This is a genomic window from Exiguobacterium qingdaonense (assembly GCF_018617855.1).
GTDB lineage: Bacteria > Bacillota > Bacilli > Exiguobacteriales > Exiguobacteriaceae > Exiguobacterium > Exiguobacterium qingdaonense.
Genome location: NZ_JACSKY010000004.1, coordinates 180,677 through 205,092, shown reverse-complemented (window position 1 = coordinate 205,092; position 24,416 = coordinate 180,677). Strand labels below are relative to the sequence as shown.

The following is a 24,416-nucleotide window of genomic DNA, read 5'->3' as shown; positions in this document are numbered from 1 at the left end:
ATGAGGTAGATAGGTCATGGGTGGAAGCGTGGCGACACGTGGAGCTGAATGATACTAATCGGTCGAGGCTTTGATCTAGTCTAATGGTTTGTGTTGATGAATCCTCAGTTTTCAGGGAACAAGCCCTGTAGTCTGGTGGCGATAGCGAGACGGCCACACCCGTTCCCATGCCGAACACGGAAGTTAAGCGTCTCAGCGCCGAAAGTAGTTGGGGGATCTCCCCCTGTGAGGATAGGACGTTGCCAGGCAAACGGTGGTTCTGGAGCATTCGCTCAAGGGCCGCCGTTTTTTCATATCATCGATTCAGCTTAGTGGAAGAGAGGACGTAAGAAGCAATGGCTAAGAAGATCAAAGTATATGTCGAACCAAATGAAACGGTCAGTGAATGTTTAGATCGAATCAATGAAATGGGTTATCGTCCTATACGCCGTATTGAAAAGCCCGTCTTTGAGCAAACGGGAGCCAAAGATGAACCTGTCCATTCCCATCAATCGATTTTATTTGAATGCGTCTCTAAAGAAGCCTAATGCCAAGTCGTCACACTATCTGTGTGACGGCTTTTTTATGTCTTTAACTAAATCAGGCGAGAATTCTCCCTCCTCTAAGCGCCTCGGGCCGTAGCCCGCGTAGGTGGGGGATGAATCACCCAATCCAATAGTCTTCTCCTCCTGTGACAGATGTGACGAACAAAAGTTCGTGATTCCGTCAGATTCTTCCTCTCCCTCCGCGGGTATCGGATGAGGAGGATACATCACAATCTGCTGGAGGGAGGAGGGACGGACATGCTGAAAGGCTATACATACAGGCTCCACCCGACGCCGGCACAGGCCGAGTTCCTGGTCCGGACGATCGGCTGCGCACGGTTCATCTACAATAAGCTGCTCGAGGACCGCATCGCCATCCGCGAGGAGGCGAAGGCGGGGAACGGGACGAGACGGAAACCGGCGACACCCGCCTCCTACAAGCCCCTGTTCCCGTTCCTCGCCGAGGCGGACAGCCTCGCGCTCGCGAACGCGAAGCTGAACCTCGACGCCGCGTTCGCGAAGTTCTTCGCCGGGACGGGCGGCTTCCCGGTGTTCAAATCGAAACGGCGGTCGCGCGCGTCCTACACGACGAACAACCAGCACGGCACGATCCGCATCGAGGACGGCAAGGTGAGACTTCCTAAAATCGGCTTCGTGAAGTTCACACAACATCGTCCGTTCGAGGGAATCATTAAGTCGGCGACGGTCTCGATGACGAGGACGGGCAAGTTCTTCATCTCCATCCTCGTCAATCAAGATGAGGAAAAGTGGATCCCAGTCAAGAGCAAGGTCGGGATTGATCTCGGCCTGGAGCACTTCGCCATCATGACAAATGATGAAATGGTTTCTGAAAAAATTGACAATCCTCGCCTCCTTCGCAAGTCGGAAGAGAAAACCAAGAAGGCACAACGCGCGCTATCACGCAAGATGACCGGGAGCCGGAACCGAGAGAAGGCCAGGCTGATCCTCGCCAAGAGACATGAGAAGATCGCCAACCAACGCAAGGACTTCCTTCACAAACTGTCGAGACGGATCGTTGACGAGAACCAAGTCATCGTCGTGGAGACATTGAAGTCGAAGCATATGATGCAAAACCATAAGCTCGCCAAGTCCATCGGGGATGTCAGTTGGTACGAGTTCGTCCGGCAACTCGAATACAAATCAAACTTCTACGGACGGACGCTCATCAAGGCAGACCCCTGGTACGCATCGACGCAGATCTGTTCTTCTTGTGGCGAGAAAGGTCAGAAGAAGGCGATGGATGTCCGTGAATGGACATGTGCCTGTGGTGCGCATCATGACCGTGACATCAACGCAAGCATCAATCTGTTGAGATTGGCAAACTAAAACGAACTCCTTCAGGGTGGGAACCACCCGACGAGCTTGGTAAACAACTGTGGCTAGTAAGAGCACGGTCTTCCCAAGAAGCTCCCACTTCAATTTGCGAAGCAAATAAGTGGCGAGTAGTTCACTTCTCGTGCAGCAACTTCTTCCAATGTTTCCCCGAGTTCCATCGACCCTCCTGGTAATCCCCAGTCAAGTGTATCCGATCGGAATTGCATCAGTACCTCTTGCTTTTGATTGATGACCAGTATGGTCGCTCCCACACTGATGATTGGACGATTCCCAACCACTTCCCGAAGACTCGATATGTAACTCATCGAACTCCCCCTTTTCAATAGCATACATTATCGGAGGAGATTGTGCGGATAACATCCAAAAAGCGAACGATAAATATTCAGAAAATTAAAATGTTCGCAGTTTATTGACATGTTTTCAAAGAACAAGGTACGATAGGCGTGTGAGATAGGAAAAATAAATAGTGCTCCATATAATCGCAAGGAAATGGCTTGCAAGTTTCTACCTGATCACCGATTCTGATCAGACTATGGGGTGTAGCGGACGTGTATTTGTCATGCCTATACCCTAAACTGATTGTCGGTTTAGGGATTTCTTTTTGTAAGGGGGACATTTGGAATGAACGTAGCAGTTGGAGTCATCATGGGAAGTTCATCTGATTGGGAGACGATGAGACATACGTGTGACGTGTTGGATGAGTTACAGATTCCATATGAAAAACAAGTCGTATCAGCTCACCGTACACCAGACCTTATGTTCGAATATGCTGAAGAGGCACGAGGCAGAGGCATTCAAGTGATCATTGCGGGTGCTGGTGGGGCAGCCCACCTTCCTGGAATGGTTGCTGCGAAAACAACACTTCCGGTTATCGGTGTCCCGGTTCAGTCAAAAGCACTCAATGGAATGGATTCGCTACTCTCCATTGTTCAGATGCCTGCAGGAGTTCCAGTAGCAACTGTCGCGATTGGTAAAGCGGGAGCGACGAATGCAGGATTATTGGCTGCTCAAATCCTCAGCATCCACTCCACAGACATGACACATCGACTGGATGCATTTCGTGAGCAGAAACAAGAGATGGCCATTCGTGGAACGGAGGAGTTGGTCTAATGAGAATCGGTATTTTAGGTGGAGGACAACTTGGACGGATGATGTCACTCAGCGCGAGTGCAATGGGATACACGACACTTTGTCTCGATCCAAATCCAAATGCACCGATGGCTCAAGTGGCAGATTCAATTGTCGCCTCATTTGATGATGTGAATGCCGCAAAAGAACTCGCTGATCGTTCAGATGTTGTGACGTATGAATTCGAGAACATCGATACGGAAATGATTGCTGCCATCGAAGAGAAATGTCCACAAGGTATGGACGTGTTGAAGGCGACACAACATCGCATCTTAGAGAAACAGATGATTGAATCAGCGGGACTACGTGTCGCTCCATATGTTTCGGTTCGTACGGTTCGAGATGTACGGCAGGCTCAAGAGAAACTCGGCTTCCCATTTGTCATCAAAACGTGTCGTTTCGGCTATGACGGAAAAGGACAGACGGTCATTCGATCGGCACAGGACCTTCAGATATTCATTGAACAGTTCGTCGAACAGGAATACGTCGCCGAGGCTTGGTTGCCATTTGAAAAAGAGATCTCGGTCATTGTGACGAGAGGACATGACGAAACGTCGACATTCCCGATCAGTGAAAACATTCATCGCAACAGCATCCTACACTTATCGATTGTACCGGCTCGCGTATCAAACGAGATTCAAGAGGATGCAAGGCACCTCGCACTCCAGCTCGCGGACCACATCGGCTTAATGGGGACGCTCACCGTCGAACTATTCGTCATGGCGGATGGTCGCCTATATGTGAATGAACTCGCGCCACGTCCGCACAACTCCGGGCACTACACGATCGATGCTTGTGAGACCTCACAATTTGAACAACACATTCGGGCCGTGACAGGAATGCGCCTCGGACGGACGACATTGACATCGCCTGTCGTCATGGTGAATCTTCTCGGCGAGCATATGCCACGACTTCATGTCAAAGCAATGCCATCGAATGTTAAACTACATCTGTATGGAAAAGATGAAGCGAAGATAGGCCGTAAAATGGGACATTTGAATGTCCTTGGTGACACGGTCGAAGATGCGCTTCATACCATCGAACAACTGGCAATTTGGAAGGAGACCGTTTTATGATTTCACGCTATACCCGCCCAGAGATGGCAAACATTTGGACCGATCAAAACAAATTCGAGGCTTGGTTAAAAGTTGAGTTATATGCCTGCGAGGCTTGGAGTGAACTCGGCATCATCCCGAAAGAAGATGTACAAGTCCTTTGGGACAAGGCATCGTTTGATGTTGATCGCATTCTAGAGATTGAACAAGAGACACGTCATGATGTGATCGCGTTCACTCGTGCCGTTTCTGAGACACTCGGAGAAGAGAAAAAGTGGGTACATTACGGCTTGACGTCGACGGATGTCGTCGACACGGCACTCTCATACTTAATCAAACAGGCGAACGATCTTTTAGAAGCCGATTTAGATCGCTTCATCGGTATTCTCGCAGAAAAAGCGAAAGCACATAAATATGACATCATGATGGGACGTACCCACGGAGTGCATGCGGAACCGACCACGTTCGGTCTGAAGCTCGCCCTTTGGTATGAAGAGATGAAACGAAACAAAAAACGCTTCATGGCAGCTCGCGAAACGATTGAATTCGGGAAGATGAGCGGAGCGGTCGGGACGTTTGCGAATATCGACCCGTTCATCGAGTCATACGTCTGTGACAAGCTCGGTATCCAAGCTGCACCGATCTCGACACAGACACTCCAGCGTGACCGCCATGCCGAGTACATGTCGACACTCGCATTGATCGCGACATCGATTGAAAAGATGGCAACCGAGATTCGTGGACTTCAAAAAACAGAGACGCGCGAAGTGGAAGAGTTCTTCGCGAAAGGGCAAAAAGGGTCGTCTGCCATGCCGCATAAACGTAACCCAATCGGTTCTGAAAATATGACAGGTCTTGCACGCGTCATTCGCGGTCATATGATGACAGCATACGAGAATGTCCCACTCTGGCATGAACGTGACATCTCGCACTCATCAGCAGAACGAATCATCATCCCGGATGCGACGATTCTTCTCAACTACATGTTGAACCGCTTCGGTAACATCGTGAAGAACTTGACGGTCTTCCCGGACAACATGCGTCGCAACATGGACCGCACGTTCGGAATCATCTTCTCGCAACGGATCTTACTCGGTCTCATCGAGAAGGGCTGGTCTCGCGAAGCGGCATACGATGCGGTTCAACCGAAGGCGATGCAGGCATGGGAAGAAGAGACGATGTTCCGGACATTGATTGAAGAGGACAAAGAAATGGGCACACTCTTTACGAGTGAAGAGCTCGATGAGTTGTTCGACCCGCGTTATCACGTACGCCGTGTCGATACGATTTTTGAACGCTGTGGTTTGTAATCGTTGAGGGGCGACATGCCCCTCTCACTTTTAAGGGGGAACGGTTCAGATGAAAGCAATTTATGAGGGCAAGGCAAAGGCGTTATTTGAGACAGAAGAAGCGGGTGTGCTTCGCGTATATTACAAAGATGATGCAACAGCATTCAATGGAGAGAAGAAAGAGTCGATTGATGGGAAGGGGATCCTGAACAACGCCATCACGACCCAGTTGTTCGAATTGATGCATGACAACAAGATTCCGACTCACTTTATCAAACGAATCTCAGACCGGGAACAGTTGGTCCGTCGCGTCGACATCATCCCGTTAGAAGTGGTCGTCCGTAACGTCGCGGCCGGTAGTCTAGCGAAACGTCTCGGTTGGGAAGAAGGAACACCGCTCCTCGCACCGATTGTCGAGTTTTATTATAAGGACGATGCTCTTGGGGACCCACTCCTCACAGAAGATCATATCCGATTATTGCAAGTCGCTACACACAAAGAAGTCGAAACATTGCGACAACTCGGGCTTTGGGTGAACGATGTCTTGCTCGATTTCTTTGGTCAACACGTTATCGATGTGATCGATTTCAAACTCGAATTCGGAAAATTGGATGGGACGATCATCTTGGCGGATGAAATCTCACCGGATACGTGCCGTCTCTGGGACAAAGAGACGAAACAAAAGCTTGATAAAGATGTATTCCGTCGCGATTTAGGTTCTTTGACTGAGACGTATGGACAATTGTTAACACGCATAGGGGGAAACGGACAATGAAAAAAGTAAACGTGTACGTGACATTACGTGAAAGTGTACTCGACCCACAAGGAGTTGCCGTAAAAGGCGGACTCGAACATCTCGGATTCGCTGGTGTTGAATCGGTGCGCATCGGGAAAGTCATCGAGCTTCAAGTAGCGGACGACACGACAGAAGACATGGTCAAAGAAATGTGTGAGAAGTTACTCGTCAATACGGTCATTGAGAATTATGAAATTGAGATGGGGGTACTCGCATGAAGTTCGCGGTCATCGTCTTTCCAGGATCAAACTGTGACCTCGACATGTACCATGCGGTAAAAGACGTGCTCGGGGAAGAAGCGGAATACGTGTTCCATACGGAGACCTCACTTGAAGGATTCGATGGTGTCCTCTTACCAGGTGGTTTCTCATACGGAGACTACTTGCGCTGCGGGTCAATCGCCCAGTTTTCACCAATCATGGTTGAAGTGAAGCGTTTCGCAGAAGAAGGACGCCCGGTACTCGGGGTATGTAACGGATTCCAAGTGCTCGTCGAAGCGGGACTCCTCCCAGGTGTGTTGATGCGAAACCGCGATTTGAAATTCATGTGTAAGACCGTCGACCTCGTCGTCGAAAACAACGAGACGATGTTCACAAGTGAGTATGCGGTACAGGAAACGATTCGCGTGCCAATCGCACACGGTGAGGGCAACTACTACTGTGACGAGGCGACACTCGAGGCATTGAAGGCAAATGGCCAGATTGCGTTCACCTATAAAGAGAATCCGAACGGATCGGTCGAAAACATCGCCGGCATCACGAACGAGGCAGGAAATGTACTCGGCATGATGCCACACCCGGAGCGGGCGGTCGAAGCGTTGCTCGGTGGGGAAGACGGTAAACGGTTATTCACGTCAATCGTAAAATGGGGGGCACGACATGTTACTTACAACTGAACCGACAGCTACACAAATCCGCGATGAACGGATCTATGCCACGATGGGATTATCGGACGACGAATATGCGCTCGTCGTCTCACTGCTTGGCCGGGAACCGAACTATACAGAGATCGGTCTCTTCTCGGTCATGTGGTCTGAACACTGTTCGTACAAAAACTCGAAACCGGTGCTCCGGAAGTTTCCAACAACCGGCAAGCACGTCTTACAAGGACCGGGAGAAGGGGCTGGAATCGTCGATATCGGAGACGGTCAAGCCGTCGCCTTCAAAATCGAGAGTCATAACCATCCGTCCGCGATCGAGCCTTATCAAGGAGCGGCGACTGGGGTGGGCGGAATCATCCGTGACATCTTCTCGATGGGCGCCCGTCCGATTGCTTTATTAAACTCACTCCGTTTCGGAGATTTGAACGAATCACGTGTGAAACATTTATTCGGTCATGTCGTATCCGGCATCGCTGGATACGGGAACTGTGTCGGCATCCCGACTGTCGGTGGGGAAGTCGCCTTTGACCCGGCTTACTCAGGAAACCCGCTCGTTAACGCGATGTGCGTCGGATTTATCCGTCATGAAGACATTCAAAAAGGAATTGCGGAAGGTGTCGGAAACTCGGTCATGTACGTCGGAGCGACGACAGGGCGTGACGGAATCCATGGTGCCACGTTCGCTTCTGAAGAACTCGGAGAAGACGCAGATGAAAAGCGTCCGGCCGTCCAAGTCGGGGACCCGTTCATGGAGAAGCTCTTGATCGAAGCGTGTCTCGAAGTCATCAAACATCCTGCGCTCGTCGGGATTCAAGACATGGGCGCAGCCGGGTTGACGTCATCGTCAGCGGAGATGGCATCAAAAGCAGGCATGGGGATCGAGATGAACCTAGACCTCGTCCCACAACGTGAGACGGGTATGACACCTTACGAGATGATGCTTTCGGAATCACAGGAGCGGATGCTTCTCGTCGTCAAAGCTGGACATGAGGACGAGATTGAAGCAATCGTGACGAAGTGGGGACTTCATGCGATCAAAGTTGGCGAGGTCATCGAAGAGAAAGTACTTCGTCTCGTTCATCAAGGAGAAATCGCAGCCGAAGTACCAGTCGACGCGCTCGCAGAAGACGCACCGGTCTATCATAAACCGTCTAAAGTCCCGGCCTACTATGAAACTTTCCAAGCAATGAAGCCGGTCACGCCGATCGTCGAGGATGTGATGGCGACATGGAAAGACGTCCTTTCGATGCCAAGCATCGCCTCGAAGCGTTGGGTGTATGAGCAGTATGACCATATGGTACAAACGTCGACAGTTGTCGCGCCAGGCAGTGATGCCGCGGTCATTCGCATTCGTGAGACGGAGAAGTCGCTTGCGATGACGACAGACTGCAATGCGAAATATGTCTATCTCGACCCGCGTGTCGGTGGAGCGATCGCTGTCGCGGAGGCGGCACGAAACATCGTTGCAAGTGGTGCAGAACCGCTCGCCTTGACGGACTGCCTCAACTTCGGAAGCCCGGATAAACCGGAAGGGTTCTGGCAACTCGACCAAGCCGTCGAAGGAATGGCAGAAGCGTGTCGTACGCTCGATACGCCGGTCATTGGTGGGAACGTATCGCTTTATAACGAATCAAACGGACAAGCCATCTACCCGACACCGGTCGTTGGAATGGTCGGACTCATCGAGAAACCAGAACATATTACGACATCGTTTGCCAAACAAGCAGGAGACGTCGTCTTCTTACTCGGTGAGACGAAAGCAGAATTTGGCGGAAGTGCCCTTCAGATGTTGCAAGACGGAAAAGTGAGCGGTCATGCGCCGACACTCGACCTTGAGGAAGAACGTCAGACTCAAAAGGCGTTGCTTCACGCCATCCGTGACGGTCTTGTCACGGCGGCACATGATGTATCAGAGGGCGGTCTTGCGGCAGCGTTACCGGAACTGGTCTTTGGGACAGGGTTCGGCATGGACGTAACAATCGACACAGATCTTGTGACGGCGCTATTCAGTGAATCCCAGTCACGTTTCCTCGTGACGGTCGACAAGGCACATGCCGAGACATTCGCGAACGTGACGAACGGAACAGCAATCGGGACAGTTACAGAAGCATCGACCCTCGTCGTTCGCGCAAGCGACCGCTTGATTGAAATGGACGTGCAAGAGTTGGAACGCGTATGGGAAGGAGCTATTCCATGTTATATGACATCCGAGGCATGAACGAGGAGTGCGGAGTATTTGGTGTGTTCGGTCACATCGAAGCCTCACACCTTGCCTATTACGGACTTCACAGCTTGCAACACCGAGGGCAAGAAGGGACGGGCATCGTCACAGCGGACGGCGAACGTCTTCATGCGAAACGAGGACTCGGTCTCGTTACCGAGGTGTTCAATGAGGCGTCTCTCGATACACTCACGGGGAATCATGCGATTGGTCACGTCCGTTATTCGACGGCCGGTGGCAATACGCTCGAGAACGTTCAACCGCTCCACTTCAAGTCGTTGACAGGAGACTTGGCGATGGCGCATAACGGAAACCTCGTGAATGCGAACGAGTTGAAACATATGCTCGAAGCGGAAGGTGCCATCTTTCAGACGACGTCTGATACAGAAGTCGTGGCCCATCTCATTAGACGGAGTCGTGGCAATTCGTTGAAAGAACGGATCGCCGACAGCTTGGCCCGTCTCGTAGGGGCGTTCGCTTTTCTATTCTTGACGGAAGACGCGCTATACGTCGGAGTCGACGTGCATGGGTTACGTCCATTATCACTCGGACAGACGGAAGACGGGGCGTACGTCTTCGCCTCGGAGACGTGTGCGTTTGACGTCGTGGGGGCGACGTACGTCCGGGATGTCGAGCCGGGAGAGTTGCTCATGATCACGGATGAGGGCATCACATCAGAACGATTCAGTGAAGCGGCCGTCCGTGCCATGTGTTCGATGGAATACATCTACTTCTCACGACCGGACTCGATTATCGACGGCATCAACGTGCATACGGCACGTAAAGCGATGGGGAAAAAGATGTTCGAAGAGGCACCGGTCGAAGCGGACGTCGTGACAGGCGTGCCTGACTCGAGTATTTCCGCGGCAATCGGCTACGCTGAGGCGAGCGGGATCCCATACGAGATGGGACTCATCAAAAACCGCTACGTCGGGCGGACGTTCATTCAACCGTCTCAGGAACTACGGGAGCGCGGTGTGAAGATGAAGCTGTCGGCGTTACGCGGTGTCGTGAACGGAAAACGGGTCATCATGGTCGATGACTCCATCGTCCGGGGAACGACGAGTCGCCGAATCGTGACGTTACTTCGGGAGGCCGGGGCGACGGAAGTGCACGTGCGCATCACGTCGCCACCGATCAAGCATCCGTGTTACTACGGAATCGATACATCTACCAAGGAAGAGTTAATTGCGGCAACCAAATCCATTGAAGAAATTAGAGAAGAGATTGGTGCCGATTCACTAGCGTTCCTCACATTAGATGGAACGGTCGAAGCGATTGACCGTCCATTCGAAGGGGCACTACGCGGGCAGTGTGCTGCGTGCTTCACGGGGCTTTACCCGACTGAACTTGCAGAACTCGTGACAGAGACAAAGGCTTAAGGGGGAAATGCGATGAGCGTTCGATATGAACAAGCGGGTGTGAATTTAGAAGCAGGATACGAGGCCGTATCCCGTATGAAACGTCATGTCGCCCGGACGATGCGGCCGGAAGTGATGACAGGGCTCGGGAGTTTCGGGGCGATGATTGACCTCGGGGCGATGAACATGAAGCACCCGATTCTCGTGAGCGGGACCGACGGGGTCGGGACGAAACTGAAGTTGGCGTTCGCGCTCGACCAACATGATACGATTGGAATCGATTGCGTCGCCATGTGCGTCAACGATTGTCTCGTACATGGAGCAGAACCTCTCTATTTCCTCGACTATATTGCGACCGGGAAAGCAGAACCGGCCAAGCTTGAGCGCATCGTCGCCGGTGTCGCCGAAGGATGTGTCCAAGCGGGTTGCGCCCTCGTCGGGGGCGAGACGGCTGAGATGCCAGGGATGTACCCGGATGGCGAATATGATATCGCCGGGTTCGCGGTCGGTGTCGTCGAGAAAGAAGACATGCTCGACGGTTCAACGATTCAAGCGGGAGACGTTGTCCTTGGACTCGCTTCTTCAGGTGTCCACTCGAACGGATTCTCCCTTGTACGTCATATCGTCGAATCACAGGGTCTCCATTATACGGATGAGATTGCGATGCTCGATACGACACTTGGGAACGCCTTACTCCTGCCGACGCGGATTTATGCCGAAGCGGCGAAGGCGGCGATTTCAACAGGTAAGGTTCAAGGGATGGCACATATCACGGGCGGTGGATTCTATGAGAATGTCCCTCGCATGTTGCCAAAAGGTCTCGGGATCACATTCGACGCGTCGAGTTGGCCAAGTCTTCCTGTATTCGACTGGCTCGAACAAGTCGGGAACATCTCGAAGCAAGAAATGTTCAACGTCTTTAATATGGGGATTGGGTATATGATTACGGTACGTGCTGAAGATGTGGGGCTCGTTGAAGCGGCGCTCGAACGTGTCGGGGAGACCGCGCACCGAATCGGGAAAGTCGAGAGTCGTCCAGGAATCCGGATTTCAGGAGTGGACCAATGAAACGGTTTGCCATTTTTGCGTCAGGTTCGGGAAGTAACGCCGAAGCGATTTGGCGAGCGATTGCCGAGGGGGATTTATCGGCCGAATGCGTGTTGCTCGTGACGGACAAACCAGAAGCGACTGTTCTCGAACGAGCTGAACGTTATGACATTCCGAGCTTTTCCTTTAGTCCAAAGAATTACGCGTCGAAAGAGGAGTTCGAAGAAGAAATCCTCGTCCTTCTCCGTACGCTACGTGTAGACTGTGTCGTATTGGCAGGGTATATGCGCTTGATTGGAAATGTGTTACTATCCGCATATCCGAACCAAATTATAAACATCCATCCATCGCTCTTGCCCGCCTTTCCGGGGAAAGACGCGATCGGTCAGGCGCTTGACGCTGACGTACCGACGAGTGGCGTGACCGTTCATTATGTGGATGCGGGGATGGACACAGGTCCCATCATCGCACAGGCGTCCGTCGAGATTGAAGGGTGTGATCGAATCGAAGCGACACGTCGCATTCAAACGATCGAGCATCAACTGTATCCGCGCGTATTACAACAGGTGTTGAATCAACAGGAGGTTTTCAAGTGAGAGCATTATTAAGTGTTTCTGATAAAACGGGAATTGTCGAACTCGCAACCGTCTTGCACGAGGCGGGCATCGAGCTCATTTCAACAGGTGGGACCGAGGCGGCGCTTCAGCAGGCGGGATTACCGGTCCAAAACATTTCGGAAGTGACATCGTTCCCGGAGATGTTAGACGGCCGTGTCAAAACGTTGCACCCACTCGTTCACGGGGGCTTGCTCGGACGTCGCGACCTCGATACGCATGTCGCGCAAATGAAAGATCATCACATCGAACCAATCGATTATGTCGTGGTCAATCTGTATCCGTTCAAAGAGACGATTGCGAAAGAGAACACGACGTATGAGGAAGCGATTGAAAACATTGATATCGGTGGACCGAGCATGTTGCGTTCGGCTGCGAAAAATCATGCGAGTGTCACGGTCGTCGTTGACCCGAATGATTATTCACTGATTGCCGACGAGGTACGTTCGGGCGGGACATCATTTGAGACACGTCAACGGCTTGCGACGAAAGCGTTTCGTCATACGGCGGCCTATGATGCGTTGATTGCCGACTACTTAGGTCGTCAAATCGGCGAAACGTTCCCAGAGCAGTTGACGGTCACGTATGAAAAAGTTCAAAACCTTCGTTACGGAGAGAACCCACACCAACAAGCGGCGTTTTATAAGACACCGTTATATGACGGGATGACACTTGCGAATGCGACACAGCTTCACGGGAAAGAGCTCTCGTATAACAACATTCAAGATACGAATGCAGCCCTTGAAGCACTCAGTGAATTGACTGAGCCGGCGGCAGTCGTCGTCAAGCATATGAACCCGTGCGGTGTCGCGGTAGGGCAGACGATTCATCAAGCGTTCGAACGTGCCCATGCGGCCGACCCGGTCTCTATCTTTGGCGGAATCGTTGCTTTGAACCGTGAAGTCGATCTCGAGACGGCGGATGCCCTTCGCAACATCTTTTTAGAGATCATCATCGCCCCATCCTTTAGTGAGGCAGCACTTGACCGATTGAAAGAGAAAAAGAATCTTCGGTTGTTGACGTTAGATATGGGACAGATGACCGGCATGCGCCTTACGGCTGTCGCCGGAGGACTGCTCGTACAAGACGGCGACGACATGACGCTCGATGACGCGGCGTGCCAAATCGTGACAGATCGTCGTCCGACAGCATCGGAATGGGAAGACTTGAAACTTGCATGGCGTGTCGTCAAGCATGTCAAATCGAATGCCATCGTCGTCGCAAAAGATGAGACGACGATTGGAATCGGTGCCGGACAGATGAACCGCGTCGGTGCAGCGAAAATCGCCTTCGAACAAGCAGGGGAACGTGCGACGGGCGCGGCTCTCGGAAGTGATGCCTTCTTCCCGATGGCCGATACGGTCGAAGCGGCTGCGACCGCGGGAATCACGGCCATCATCCAACCAGGCGGATCGATTCGCGACGCCGAATCGATTGAAGCGGCAAACCGCCACGGCATCACGATGGTATTCACATCAGTCAGACATTTCAAACACTGAGAGGAGGGTATGTCATGAACGTATTGGTCATCGGTCGAGGAGGGCGTGAGCACGCGCTCGCATGGAAGTTGAAACAGGACGGACATCACGTCTTCGTGGCGCCAGGTAGCGACTTCATGGAAGGGATGACATGCGCGAACATCCATGAGACAGATGTCGAGGCGCTCGCCCATTTCGCAAGAGAGAACGAAATCGAATGGACGATTGTCGGACCGGAGTCATCGCTCATGGCAGGAGTCGTGGATACGTTCCGTGACAATGGACTGAACATCTTCGGACCGACGAAAGCGGCCGCCTTACTCGAAGGGAGCAAGGCGTTCGCTAAAGAGGTCATGATGGAAGCGGGCATTCCAACGGCTGCGTACGAAGCGTTCACGGATGCGGCATCCGCGCTTGCCTATATCGAGAAGCTCGGGGCACCACTCGTCGTCAAGGCGGACGGACTGGCTGCCGGTAAAGGTGTGACGGTTGCGTTCACGGTCGAAGAGGCGAAAACGGCCGTACATGATATTTTCATGACGGATAAATTTGGCGAACAGTCACAAGTCGTCATCGAGGAGTTCCTCGATGGGGAAGAGTTTTCACTCATGGCGTTCGTCTCGGGAGAGTGTGTCATTCCGATGATCACCTCTCAAGACCATAAACGCGCCTATGACGGCGACGAGGGACCGAACACGGGTGGTATGGGCGCATATAGCCCGATGCCTCACTTATCAGAAGAGATGTATGAAAAAGCGGTGAAGACCGTATTAGAACCGCTCGCGCAAGTGATGGTCAAACGAGGTACTCCATTTGAAGGATTTTTATACGCCGGCCTCATCTTGACGATGGAGGGACCAAAAGTCATCGAGTTCAATGCGCGCTTCGGAGACCCGGAGACGGAGGTCATCTTGCCAAACCTGAAATCACCGCTCTTAGACGTGATTGAAGCGGTCGTTCGTCAAGAACCGTATCGGATTGAATGGATTGACGGATATACGATGGGTGTCGTCATTGCAGCAGAAGGATATCCGGACCGACCGATTACCGGTCAGGTGCTGTCAGGGTTTGAGTCGCTTCCGAAAGATGTACTCGTCTTCCATGCCGGCACGAAAAGCCGGAACGGTCAAATCGTCGGGAGCGGAGGTCGTCTCCTTGTCGTGACGGCGACCAAGCCGACGCTACTCGAGGCAAAAACGGCTGTTTATGCGGCCATCTCACAACTGGATTTACCGAAAACGTTCCACCGAACGGATATTGGGTCACGAGCGTTTGTGAAGATTGTGTAAAGGATGGGTCAACCCATCCTTTTTTTCATACGAAAAAAAGGGAATGCCGATATCCTGTTTTACAATAATGAAGGAGCTTAACGAAAGAGGGTGATCGACCTGCGTGTTCAAACAAAATTATTCATTGCGATTGCTGCAAACATACTTCTCTTTATCGGCGTCATTTTATTTGTTATCAAACCGTACTTCGTAGAAAAAAGCATTGAACAGGACAGGGCGATGACCCGTGATCAGATTGAGAGTGTTTCGGAAGTGTTCGCCAATCATCGCCTCATGTTAGAGCGGACGCTTGTCGATTGGTCGGTGTGGACGAACGTCTTTGATTTCGTTCAAGGCAACAATGAGTCGTTTGTCGAAAAAAACTTAGGGGAGGATACGCTCGACAACCTTGGGATTGGAGCGATGATCTTTCTTGATGAGAATCGAGAAGTTGTCTATTCTGAGTTCAATCAGTTTTATGAATTGGATCGTGAAGCGGAACGAACTGCCTTCACAAACGATTTGTTACGCTATGTCAATTCATCCGGCGTGAAGCAAAGTGCGGTGTATGGCACCGATTTTGGCCCGGTCGTCTTTATGAGTCATCCGATTTTTAGAAACGACGGGTCAAAAGATCAAGGTGGTACGCTCATATTGATTGAAAAAATCGGACCGGATTTCATGGCAACGATGAGCGCGCAAGCGAAAACCAAATTATCAATCAGTCCGCTCTCGCATCAGCGATTGACGATCGAGCGAGACGATCAGTTCGCCCGTGTGTCATTACCACTTCAATCGATTTATCAAGATGCGAATTGGGAAATCAATTTTTCTGTGAAACGAACGTACTATTCAAATACAGAGACGATGTTGGAACTTGGCATGTTCGGGTTACTCGTACTAGGAATAGGATTGCTGTTGACGCTGTTTTGGACGGTGAATCAAATCATCACGAAGCGATTGGTTGAGATCGTGAACGAATTAAAAGGGATCACGAAAGAGCGAAATAGTCGATTACGCATTCGGTTGAACCCAGGTAAACGAGATGAAATCGAACAGATGGCCATCAGCATGAACGAGGTGCTCGATGCACTCGAACAGACACAGAAAGAGTCGTTGACACGTGCCTTCCGAGATTCCTTGACCCGTCTTCCGAACCGATTGGCCGTCGAAGAAGTGTTCATGAGTTTGCCTGAGTCACCACGAGTAATCGGGGTGATGGGAATCGATCTCGACAACTTCCGGCGCATCAACGATCAATTCGGTCAGCGGACGGGTGATGCGATGCTTACGTTCTTTGCGTCTCGTTTGATGTTTTATAAGGAAGATGGCTTCGTGGCAAGGACGGGGGCGGATGAATTTATATTGATTCATCCCGGATGGACGGTCGAAGAGTTGAAAATCGTCGCCAACCAGTTGATGAGGGACTTGAGGGAGTGGGGTCTGAAGCAAGGAATGAACCATTTGACCTTGAGTATCGGAATCGATGAATTGACCGACCCGGCGCATCACACATACGAAGTGATGATGGCACGTCTCGATGTCGTCTTACACGAGGTGAAAGCATCTGGCAAAGACAACATTCTCTCCTATCAAGACATCGAGGATGGAAGTCATTATTTGCAGGCGCTCGAAATGGAACGTGATTTACGTCATGCGTTACGCCACGATGAGTTCGAACTTTATTATCAACCAATTGTCTCCCCACAGCCGTTTCGAGTAAGAGGGGTAGAGGCGTTGATCCGATGGCATCACCCACAGAAAGGGTTCGTCTCCCCTGGCGTCTTCATTCCGATCGCAGAACAACTCGGACTCATCTCAGACGTCGGTCGATGGGTACTCGTACGCGCAATCACCGAGATGCAAGCACACGCAGAACACTTTGACTTATTTTTATCTGTCAACGTATCGAAGCGTCAAATTTTAGATGGGTCTTTTTTAGAGGCATTGGAAGAAACGCTCGCTATGACAGATTTTCCACCCGCCCGATTACATGTGGAGATAACCGAGAGCGAAGTCGGTGGAAACGTGTATGAACTTCAACAGTTCATTCAAGCGTTGAAGGCGATCGGTGTCAAAATATCACTCGATGACTTCGGGGTCGGTACATCGTCCTTGTCTTATTTACAATCACTGCGTCTCGATATCATTAAAATCGATCAAAATTTTGTTAAAGGAATCCCAGAAAACAAGTTCGACCGTGCCTTGTTAGAAGGGCTTTATCAAACCTTCCATACGCTCGGTCTCGACATCGTCACAGAAGGGGTCGAGCGACCGGAACAACTTGCGTTCGTATTAGAATATAGTGGTTCGCTCATCCAAGGGTATCACTACAGTAAACCGATCCCGATTGATCAGTTACATCATTATTTGCGTAAAAGCGTCTTAACTCAAATTTGACCGAGGTGGTTCTTCATGAGAAGAGCCACCTTTTTGTGAAAAACTTATGTGAATTTTGTTACAATAGTGAACATAACTTGCGACCTTTTCAAAGAAAAGGTAAACTTGAAACAGGTGAAGAAAACGCTTTCAAAACTATTTTTTAATAGTGATTGAAAGAGAAAAAGGGAGGATTGGGTTCGATGCCAACAAAAAGAACGGCGCGGGCACCGTGGTCTAAAGTGATGATTCGTTCACAGATTGAAGTTGTGGACCGATTAAGGCCACCTTCGCTCGTCTTGCAAAATGCGACGTATTTGAACGTACATGTGAAACAATGGAAAACCGCAAACATTTGGATTGAGGGAGATCGTATCGTATATGTCGGTCCGGATTTACCGGAATCCGCGGTCGAGACGGTCGACGTATCAGGAAAATATATTGTACCAGGCTATATCGAGCCACATGCGCATCCATTCCAACTATACAATCCGGCGACATTGTCAAAGTATGCGGGTGAACGGGGAACGACGACTCTCATCAATGATAATATGCTGCTTTTTTTACAAGAGAAAGAGCAAGCGTTTGCGCAACTTGAAGCGATTCAGCAGTTGCCGACGAGCACGTATTGGTGGGCACGTCTCGATACGCAGACCGAGCTTGATCGAGAAAGCCTCGCCGTCGATTCAGAACGCGTCCATGAATGGTTTCGTCATCCAGACGTCGTGATGGCCGGTGAACTGACAGCATGGCCACGCGCCTTGAAAGGCGATGATGAGATGCTCCAGTGGATGCTTGATGCTGAAACGTGTGGCTTGCCGGTCGAAGGGCATTTCCCTGGGGCGTCGCCTAAGACGTTGACAAAAATGGCGTTGATGGGAGTACACAGCGACCATGAGGCGATGACAGCGGAAGAGGCACTCAATCGACTCGAGCTAGGTTATACGACGACGCTTCGTCACTCATCGATTCGACCGGACCTTCCGAAAATGATTCGTGACTTGTTGGCGAACGGATTACAAGCGTTCGATCACCTCATGGTGACGACAGACGGTTCGACCCCTGGGTTTTATGAAGAGGGGATGCAAGATGCGCTCGTCCGTATCTTGCTGGAAGAGGGATTATCGGCGATCGAGGCATATCGAATCGTTTCACATAATGTGGCACGTCATTTTGACCTTGACCACGTTCTCGGTTCGATTGCTCCGGGACGAATCGCACACTTGAACATTCTCGATGCGATCGAGGAACCGCGTCCGACGGCGGTAATTGCGAAAGGTCAATGGATTTATCGTGACGGAACGTCCCTGTTTCCAAATGAACTAGTGGAAACAGCCCTCTCTAAGATGCCGTCGACCGATGTCTCGATTGATTTGACTCCACAAGATTTGTCATTCAGCATGCCGGTCGGACTCGACATGGTCAATTCGGTCATCATGAAACTGTTTAAAATCAAGCACGACACAGGTCAGGACGAATTGCCACGAAATGAGGACGAATCGTTCCTCATGTTGCTCGACAAAGAAGGAAAATGGCGGTTGAACACGGTGTTGAAAGGATTTGCGAATGACTTTGGTGGTCTTGTCAGTTCGTATTCGATTAGCGGGGACTACTTGATTTTAGGAAAATGTAAACAAGATATGCTACAGGCGTTCGAACGAATGAAAGAGCTAGGAGGCGGCATCGTGCTTGTGGACAAGGGAGACATCATCGCTGAAATCCCATTGCCACTCTGTGGGATGACGTCAACAGAGCCGCTCGAGACACTGATTGGCCAAGAGAAAAAACTGCGTGAGGAACTCGTGCTTAGGGGCTATCAGTTCGAGGACCCGATTTATACGTTACTATTTTTGGCATCCACACATTTACCGTACGTCCGGGCAACACCTCTTGGTATTTACGAAGTCATGAAGAAACAAGTACTATTTCCTGCAATTTTGCGATGAATAGTTGAGTCCGAGCCGCCCCTGCTTTAGAATGATAAAGAAGTATGAGTAGAGAGGATGCTTGCGGATGCAACTCGATAAATTACGAGGTCGAGAGCTCGATCAATTGTTTGAGGCGATTTTGAAGCTCGAGACACTCGAGGACTGTTATCAATTATTCGATGATTTAGCGACGGTCAATGAAGTTCAAGCACTTGCACAACGACTTGAAGTGGCGCGTCAAATACGTGAAGGAAATACGTATCATAAAATCGAGGACGCGACGGGTGCTTCGACCGCGACAATTTCACGTGTGAAGCGATGCTTAAATTACGGGACAGGCGGATATGATCTTGCTCTTGAACGTCTACAACAAACGAAAGGTGACTCGTAAGAGTCATCTTGTTTTTGATGGAGGGGAGGGGCAAGATGCAACAAAAATTTATGAAGCGGAACTTACAACTGTTCTTTCGAAATTTAACACCAGTTCAAACACTCGTGCTCATTTATAGTGCGGCAGCGGTTTTATCAGTTTTGCTCCTCGCTTTGCCAATCGCCCATAAACCAGGTGTGACGATCACGTTTACGGATCTCGTCTTTTTTGCGGTGAGTTGTGTCAGTGTCACTGGGCTGACGCCGATTGTGGTCGCTGATACGTTTTCAACGTTCGGCTTATTTATCATCCTGTTCATCGTCCAAGTCAGTGGGGTCGGGTTGATCAGTTTGCACGTCATTATGTGGATTTTACTCGGGAAGCGAATTGGATTTAGAGAACGACAACTGATTTTACGTGACCAAAACCAGACGTCCATGTCTGGTATTGTCAAATACATCACAGAAATCGTCATCACCGTTCTCGCGATTGAGGCTGTCGGAGCCGTCTTACTCGGCGTCCATTACTTAAATTATTTTGATACCGCAGGAGAAGCCTTCTTACAAGGTCTATTCGGTTCGGTCAGTGCGACGACGAACGCCGGGTTTGACATTACCGGTAGCTCGCTCGCACCATTCCGTGAAGACCCGTTCGTTATTTTCACACAGATCGTACTCATGACAGGTGGTGCGATCGGTTTTCCGGTACTCGTTGAGATTCGTACATATTTGGTGAGTCGAATCACCCGGAGACGTCATACGTTCCCGAGCCGATTCTCGTTATTCACCAAATTGACGGTATCGACATTCTTTATTTTGATTGCCGTCGGAACGGTCGGCTTGTTTTTCTTTGAATACAACAATGCCTTTAAAGACTTGCCTCTTTGGCTAGCGTTCTCAGATTCGCTGTTCCAGTCGGTGACGACGCGCAACGGTGGGTTATCGACGGTCGATGTCAACCTGTTCTCCGAAGCGAGCATGTTACTCTTGTCGATTCTCATGTTCATCGGGGCATCACCATCGTCTGTCGGCGGTGGGATTCGGACGACGACGTTTGCTGTGGCTGTTCTAGGAGTCATCGCCTTCATCCGCGGGGACTCCTCAATCAAAATTTTCGGACGTGAAATCGTCCTCGAAGACATTTGGAAAGCGTTCGTGATTATCACCGTCTCGCTTGCGGTTCTTCTTTCAGGCGTCATGGTCATGGCTTACTTTGAAGACGCTTCGTTGACACGAATCTTGTTCGAGGCATGTTCCGCGTTCGGGACGACAGGATTATCTGTCGGTCTGTCTTCCGAGTTTAGCGACGTTGGGAAATGGGTGCTGACGATTCTCATGTTCATCGGTCGAATCGGAGTCATCGCCTTTATCCTCATCTTGCAACGGAGACAGCCGAAACGGATGTATAACTATCCGAAAGAATCAATCATCTTAGGATAAGGAGAACGTCAACATGAAAGCATTTTGGATCAACTTTGGGTATGTCTTTATCGTACCGGTCCTACCCTTTATCGCCGTTGTAAATGGGACGGCACTCTGTTCACCAGACTCTCCGTTACTCGATATTCCTGTACTCGGATTCTTTTTGGCGAATCCGCTCTGGTTTGTCCCTGTATATGGTCTTTTCGCATTGCTAGTTGCGAAATGGTTAACGGATCGAGAACGGAATCGTACGGCACGTTCGTGACTTGCTTCGGCAAGTCTTTTTTATTGGAGATGCACGCGGTAAAAAAAATCGATACACTAGAGAAAGAATCGATGGGAGGGAAAGAGTTGGATTTTCAATCATGGCGGCATGTATTTAAACTAGATCCGAATAAACGACTCACGGATGAGGCGCTTCAAGCGCTCATTCATTCGGGGACCGACGCCTTTTTGATTGGAGGCACGGATGGGGTCGATGCAGAAAATACGTTTGCATTGTATGCGAGAGTACGTGACACGGGTATCCCCGTCGCGCTTGAGATTAGTCAACCGAGCCAGATCATCCATGGATTTGATCATTATTTCGTGCCGACCGTACTGAACGCGGGAACTCCAGAATGGGTGATCGGGCATCATGCGCGGGCGTTTGAACGATACGGTCACGTCTTTGACTCACGTCTTGTCACGGCACAGGGGTATCTCGTCTTGAACCCGGACGCCAAAGTCGCTAAAGTGACGGAATCGAGATGCGACTTGTCGCTAGAAGAAGCCGTGTCGTATGCCGAAGTCGGGCATCATTTGTTTCGCCTCCCGTCACTCTATATCGAATACAGCGGACGATTCGGGGACGTTGACGTCCTCAAAGAGATTCGGTTGGCGCTACCGGATGCACATCTCTTTTACGGGGGAGGCATCGATGGAGAAGAAACGGCTCGATTGATGGGGGCATACGCTGATACGGTCGTGGTCGGTAACATCATTTATGAAGACTTAGTGGGAGCACTTGCGACCGTGCAAGCACTCCGATAAAATAAGAACAAACGTTTGGAATAAGGAAGGAAACGATTATGTATAATCTTAGCGAAGAATTAGTCAAAGGAATGAACCCGGAGCAGGCTGAGGCGGTCAAGCATACGGACGGTCCTCTATTGATCATGGCGGGTGCGGGGTCTGGAAAGACTCGAGTGTTGACACATCGTGTCGCCTATTTGATGGCGGCGAAACAAGTGGCACCTTGGAATATTTTGGCGATCACGTTCACGAATAAAGCGGCGCGGGAGATGAAAGACCGGATTGCACGTCTTGTCGGTGGCGTTGCCGAAGACATCTGGATTTCTACATTTCACTCGATGTGTGTCCGTATTTTGCGGCGGGATATCGACCGCATCCGTTATGACCGAAGTTTTTCCATTTTAGATGCCTCGGATCAACTGACAGCAATCAAGCAAGTGTTGAAAGAGTTGAATCTCGACCCGAAAAAATATGAACCGCGCACGCTTTTAGGAATGATCTCCAATCAAAAAAATGAGTTGCGCACAGCGAGCGATGCGGCAGCTCTTGTCGGTAACAACCCATATGAGCGAATCATCTCGGACGTCTATACGGCGTATGAGAAAAAGTTGAAGCAAAATAACGTGCTCGACTTCGATGACTTGATCATGAAGACGATTCATCTGTTCCAAGAAGCACCTGACGTCTTGACGTTTTATCAGAAGAAATTCAAATACATCCACGTCGATGAGTATCAGGATACGAACCGGGCCCAGTACACACTCGTCAAACTTCTCGCGCAGGCACATGAGAACTTGTGTGTCGTCGGGGATTCGGATCAGTCCATCTATCGTTGGCGCGGTGCCGATATCGCCAATATCTTGACGTTCGAGAAAGACTATCCGAGCGCACACGTCATCTTGCTCGAACAAAACTATCGTTCAACGAAACGAATTTTAGAAGCGGCGAACGGCGTAATCAAGAACAACGCGTCACGTAAAGATAAAAATTTATGGACTGAAAACGTCGAAGGAGAGAAACTCCTGCTTCACGTCGCCTCGGATGACCGCGATGAGGCGTTCTTCATCATGAACCAGATGAAAGAGCTAAAGATGGAAGGGATGGACTACGGCCAGATGGCGGTCCTTTACCGGACGAACGCTCAGTCACGTGGGCTCGAGGAGATGCTCCTCAAATCGAATATTCCATACAAAATGGTCGGTGGCACAAAGTTCTATGAGCGAAAAGAGATTAAAGACGTCTTAGCTTATTTGCGCTTGATTGCCAACCCGGATGAGGACATCTCGTTCGTTCGCGTCGTCAATGAGCCAAAACGTGGTATCGGAGCCGCCACGATCGATAAACTGGGTGACTTTGCAGACATGCAGGGTGTCTCTCTTATGGATGCGATTCGTGACGTCGAACTGTCGGGGATCGCCCCACGTACGGCGACGAAACTTGCGGACTTCCGTCAGATGATGATGGATTTACGACAAATGGCGGACTATCTCTCCATTTCAGAACTCGTCGAGGAAGTATTGAAGAAGACGGGATATGAAGAGATGCTCAAAATCGAGAAGACGCTTGAGGCAGAAAGTCGACTCGAGAACTTGCAAGAATTCTTGTCGGTCGCCCAAAACTTCGAGAAAGAGAGTGACGAACAGACGCTCGTCGCCTTCCTCACTGATTTGACGCTCGTCTCAGACCTTGATTCACTCGATGAGGTCGACGAGTCGCATCAAGTCACATTGATGACGTTGCACTCGGCTAAAGGACTTGAATTCCCGGTCGTCTTCTTGATTGGGATGGAAGAGGGACTGTTCCCGCACAGCCGGGCATTAAACGACGAGGAAGAGATGGAAGAAGAACGTCGCCTTGCGTACGTCGGAATCACCCGTGCCGAGAAACGCCTTTACTTGACGCGTGCCCAGTCACGGATGCTATACGGTCGTTTCCAAAACAACCCGGAATCTAGATTTTTACATGAGTTGCCAGAAACGCTGTTGGAGCGGTCTGGCAAAGCGAGAAAACCGATGCCATGGAACCCCGTCGAATCGCCAGGTAAGCTACCGGTGAACGGCTTCAGTTCGAAACCGAAGCCAAAACTCGCTCAATCGTCCGGTGCCGAAACGGTCGGATGGCAAGTCGGTGACAAGGCGAATCATAAAAAGTGGGGACAAGGCACAGTCGTTCAAACGCGTGGTGAAGGCGACCAAATCGAAGTCGACATCGCGTTCCCGGAAGTTGGGATCAAGCGTCTGTTAGCGAAGTTTGCCCCAATCGAAAAAGCGTGAGGTGATGATGTGGA

The 24,416-nt window shown here is 50.5% G+C and carries 21 protein-coding genes, 1 rRNA gene, 1 pseudogene and 1 riboswitch; of the genes and pseudogenes, 22 read left to right on the top strand and 1 reads right to left on the bottom strand.

The window, feature by feature from the left end:
* Nucleotides 1-131 precede the first annotated feature (131 nt).
* The 3 genes from rrf (at nt 132) to tnpB (ending at nt 1,871) form a co-directional block, all read left to right on the top strand.
* Nucleotides 132-248, top strand: a 5S ribosomal RNA gene (gene rrf, locus KNP00_RS07330).
* An 87-nt stretch (nt 249-335) separates the two neighbouring features.
* Nucleotides 336-527, top strand: a complete 192-nt coding sequence (locus tag KNP00_RS07325; protein ID WP_215143657.1) for an NETI motif-containing protein — start codon at nt 336-338, stop codon at nt 525-527.
* 255 nt (nt 528-782) lie between these two features.
* Entirely contained in the window at nt 783-1,871 is a 1,089-nt protein-coding gene (gene tnpB / locus KNP00_RS07320) for an IS200/IS605 family element RNA-guided endonuclease TnpB (RefSeq protein WP_215143656.1), read from the top strand.
* Nucleotides 1,872-1,993: 122 nt separating this feature from the next.
* On the opposite strand, the pseudogene KNP00_RS07315 reads toward tnpB, so the two are convergent.
* A pseudogene (locus KNP00_RS07315) lies at nt 1,994-2,185 on the bottom strand (NUDIX domain-containing protein); the annotation flags it as partial.
* Between the two features lie 146 nt (nt 2,186-2,331).
* Nucleotides 2,332-2,433, top strand: a riboswitch (purine riboswitch).
* 68 nt (nt 2,434-2,501) lie between these two features.
* Between KNP00_RS07315 and purE the strand changes: the two are divergent.
* The 19 genes from purE (at nt 2,502) to pcrA (ending at nt 24,402) form a co-directional block, all read left to right on the top strand.
* Nucleotides 2,502-2,990: a 5-(carboxyamino)imidazole ribonucleotide mutase gene (gene purE / locus KNP00_RS07310; RefSeq protein ID WP_215143655.1), complete on the top strand. Its 489-nt coding sequence runs from the start codon at nt 2,502-2,504 to the stop codon at nt 2,988-2,990.
* Complete coding sequence (purK, locus tag KNP00_RS07305) at nt 2,990-4,084, top strand: 5-(carboxyamino)imidazole ribonucleotide synthase (protein ID WP_215143654.1); 1,095 nt, start codon at nt 2,990-2,992, stop codon at nt 4,082-4,084. Before purE ends, purK begins: the two co-directional genes overlap by 1 nt.
* Complete coding sequence (gene purB / locus KNP00_RS07300) at nt 4,081-5,373, top strand: adenylosuccinate lyase (RefSeq protein WP_215143653.1); 1,293 nt, start codon at nt 4,081-4,083, stop codon at nt 5,371-5,373. Before purK ends, purB begins: the two co-directional genes overlap by 4 nt.
* A gap of 49 nt (nt 5,374-5,422) precedes the next feature.
* Nucleotides 5,423-6,127 (top strand): phosphoribosylaminoimidazolesuccinocarboxamide synthase, encoded by a 705-nt coding sequence (purC, locus tag KNP00_RS07295; RefSeq protein WP_215143652.1) that lies wholly within the window; start codon nt 5,423-5,425, stop codon nt 6,125-6,127.
* Nucleotides 6,124-6,366, top strand: coding sequence for a phosphoribosylformylglycinamidine synthase subunit PurS (purS, locus tag KNP00_RS07290; RefSeq protein ID WP_047795907.1), 243 nt, complete (start codon nt 6,124-6,126; stop codon nt 6,364-6,366). Before purC ends, purS begins: the two co-directional genes overlap by 4 nt.
* Complete coding sequence (purQ, locus tag KNP00_RS07285) at nt 6,363-7,043, top strand: phosphoribosylformylglycinamidine synthase subunit PurQ (protein WP_215143650.1); 681 nt, start codon at nt 6,363-6,365, stop codon at nt 7,041-7,043. The genes purS and purQ overlap by 4 nt, the downstream gene beginning before the upstream one ends.
* Nucleotides 7,027-9,246, top strand: coding sequence for a phosphoribosylformylglycinamidine synthase subunit PurL (purL, locus tag KNP00_RS07280; RefSeq protein WP_215143648.1), 2,220 nt, complete (start codon nt 7,027-7,029; stop codon nt 9,244-9,246). Before purQ ends, purL begins: the two co-directional genes overlap by 17 nt.
* On the top strand, nt 9,222-10,631 hold the full coding sequence (gene purF / locus KNP00_RS07275) for an amidophosphoribosyltransferase (RefSeq protein WP_215143646.1): 1,410 nt from the start codon (nt 9,222-9,224) through the stop codon (nt 10,629-10,631). The genes purL and purF overlap by 25 nt, the downstream gene beginning before the upstream one ends.
* Before the next feature lie 12 nt (nt 10,632-10,643).
* Nucleotides 10,644-11,678 (top strand): phosphoribosylformylglycinamidine cyclo-ligase, encoded by a 1,035-nt coding sequence (gene purM / locus KNP00_RS07270; RefSeq protein WP_215143644.1) that lies wholly within the window; start codon nt 10,644-10,646, stop codon nt 11,676-11,678.
* Nucleotides 11,675-12,253: a phosphoribosylglycinamide formyltransferase gene (gene purN / locus KNP00_RS07265; protein ID WP_215143642.1), complete on the top strand. Its 579-nt coding sequence runs from the start codon at nt 11,675-11,677 to the stop codon at nt 12,251-12,253. The genes purM and purN overlap by 4 nt, the downstream gene beginning before the upstream one ends.
* Nucleotides 12,250-13,770 (top strand): bifunctional phosphoribosylaminoimidazolecarboxamide formyltransferase/IMP cyclohydrolase, encoded by a 1,521-nt coding sequence (gene purH / locus KNP00_RS07260; RefSeq protein WP_215143640.1) that lies wholly within the window; start codon nt 12,250-12,252, stop codon nt 13,768-13,770. The genes purN and purH overlap by 4 nt, the downstream gene beginning before the upstream one ends.
* A 14-nt stretch (nt 13,771-13,784) precedes the next feature.
* Nucleotides 13,785-15,038 (top strand): phosphoribosylamine--glycine ligase, encoded by a 1,254-nt coding sequence (gene purD, locus KNP00_RS07255; protein WP_215143638.1) that lies wholly within the window; start codon nt 13,785-13,787, stop codon nt 15,036-15,038.
* Between the two features lie 90 nt (nt 15,039-15,128).
* On the top strand, nt 15,129-17,417 hold the full coding sequence (locus KNP00_RS07250) for a bifunctional diguanylate cyclase/phosphodiesterase (RefSeq protein WP_215143636.1): 2,289 nt from the start codon (nt 15,129-15,131) through the stop codon (nt 17,415-17,417).
* A gap of 182 nt (nt 17,418-17,599) precedes the next feature.
* Nucleotides 17,600-19,342, top strand: coding sequence for an adenine deaminase C-terminal domain-containing protein (locus KNP00_RS07245; RefSeq protein ID WP_215143634.1), 1,743 nt, complete (start codon nt 17,600-17,602; stop codon nt 19,340-19,342).
* A gap of 67 nt (nt 19,343-19,409) precedes the next feature.
* Nucleotides 19,410-19,715 (top strand): YerC/YecD family TrpR-related protein, encoded by a 306-nt coding sequence (locus tag KNP00_RS07240; protein WP_214742722.1) that lies wholly within the window; start codon nt 19,410-19,412, stop codon nt 19,713-19,715.
* 35 nt (nt 19,716-19,750) lie between these two features.
* Entirely contained in the window at nt 19,751-21,133 is a 1,383-nt protein-coding gene (locus tag KNP00_RS07235) for a TrkH family potassium uptake protein (protein WP_215143633.1), read from the top strand.
* 13 nt (nt 21,134-21,146) lie between these two features.
* A complete protein-coding gene (locus KNP00_RS07230) occupies nt 21,147-21,380 on the top strand; it encodes a hypothetical protein (protein WP_214742724.1) in 234 nt (77 codons plus the stop codon).
* 86 nt (nt 21,381-21,466) lie between these two features.
* Nucleotides 21,467-22,147 (top strand): heptaprenylglyceryl phosphate synthase, encoded by a 681-nt coding sequence (gene pcrB, locus KNP00_RS07225; protein ID WP_215143631.1) that lies wholly within the window; start codon nt 21,467-21,469, stop codon nt 22,145-22,147.
* 38 nt (nt 22,148-22,185) lie between these two features.
* Nucleotides 22,186-24,402 (top strand): DNA helicase PcrA, encoded by a 2,217-nt coding sequence (pcrA, locus tag KNP00_RS07220; RefSeq protein WP_215143629.1) that lies wholly within the window; start codon nt 22,186-22,188, stop codon nt 24,400-24,402.
* The last annotated feature ends 14 nt before the right edge of the window (nt 24,403-24,416 follow it).

Coding starts and splice junctions, on each gene's coding strand:
- purE (WP_215143655.1), top strand. CDS start 2,502: ATGAACGTAGCAGTTGGAGTCATCATGGGAAGTTCATCTGATTGGGAG.
- KNP00_RS07325 (WP_215143657.1), top strand. CDS start 336: ATGGCTAAGAAGATCAAAGTATATGTCGAACCAAATGAAACGGTCAGT.
- purM (WP_215143644.1), top strand. CDS start 10,644: ATGAGCGTTCGATATGAACAAGCGGGTGTGAATTTAGAAGCAGGATAC.
- purF (WP_215143646.1), top strand. CDS start 9,222: ATGTTATATGACATCCGAGGCATGAACGAGGAGTGCGGAGTATTTGGT.
- purK (WP_215143654.1), top strand. CDS start 2,990: ATGAGAATCGGTATTTTAGGTGGAGGACAACTTGGACGGATGATGTCA.
- purS (WP_047795907.1), top strand. CDS start 6,124: ATGAAAAAAGTAAACGTGTACGTGACATTACGTGAAAGTGTACTCGAC.
- KNP00_RS07230 (WP_214742724.1), top strand. CDS start 21,147: ATGAAAGCATTTTGGATCAACTTTGGGTATGTCTTTATCGTACCGGTC.
- purB (WP_215143653.1), top strand. CDS start 4,081: ATGATTTCACGCTATACCCGCCCAGAGATGGCAAACATTTGGACCGAT.
- KNP00_RS07235 (WP_215143633.1), top strand. CDS start 19,751: ATGCAACAAAAATTTATGAAGCGGAACTTACAACTGTTCTTTCGAAAT.
- purN (WP_215143642.1), top strand. CDS start 11,675: ATGAAACGGTTTGCCATTTTTGCGTCAGGTTCGGGAAGTAACGCCGAA.
- purD (WP_215143638.1), top strand. CDS start 13,785: ATGAACGTATTGGTCATCGGTCGAGGAGGGCGTGAGCACGCGCTCGCA.
- KNP00_RS07245 (WP_215143634.1), top strand. CDS start 17,600: ATGCCAACAAAAAGAACGGCGCGGGCACCGTGGTCTAAAGTGATGATT.
- purL (WP_215143648.1), top strand. CDS start 7,027: ATGTTACTTACAACTGAACCGACAGCTACACAAATCCGCGATGAACGG.
- tnpB (WP_215143656.1), top strand. CDS start 783: ATGCTGAAAGGCTATACATACAGGCTCCACCCGACGCCGGCACAGGCC.
- pcrA (WP_215143629.1), top strand. CDS start 22,186: ATGTATAATCTTAGCGAAGAATTAGTCAAAGGAATGAACCCGGAGCAG.
- purC (WP_215143652.1), top strand. CDS start 5,423: ATGAAAGCAATTTATGAGGGCAAGGCAAAGGCGTTATTTGAGACAGAA.
- KNP00_RS07240 (WP_214742722.1), top strand. CDS start 19,410: ATGCAACTCGATAAATTACGAGGTCGAGAGCTCGATCAATTGTTTGAG.
- purQ (WP_215143650.1), top strand. CDS start 6,363: ATGAAGTTCGCGGTCATCGTCTTTCCAGGATCAAACTGTGACCTCGAC.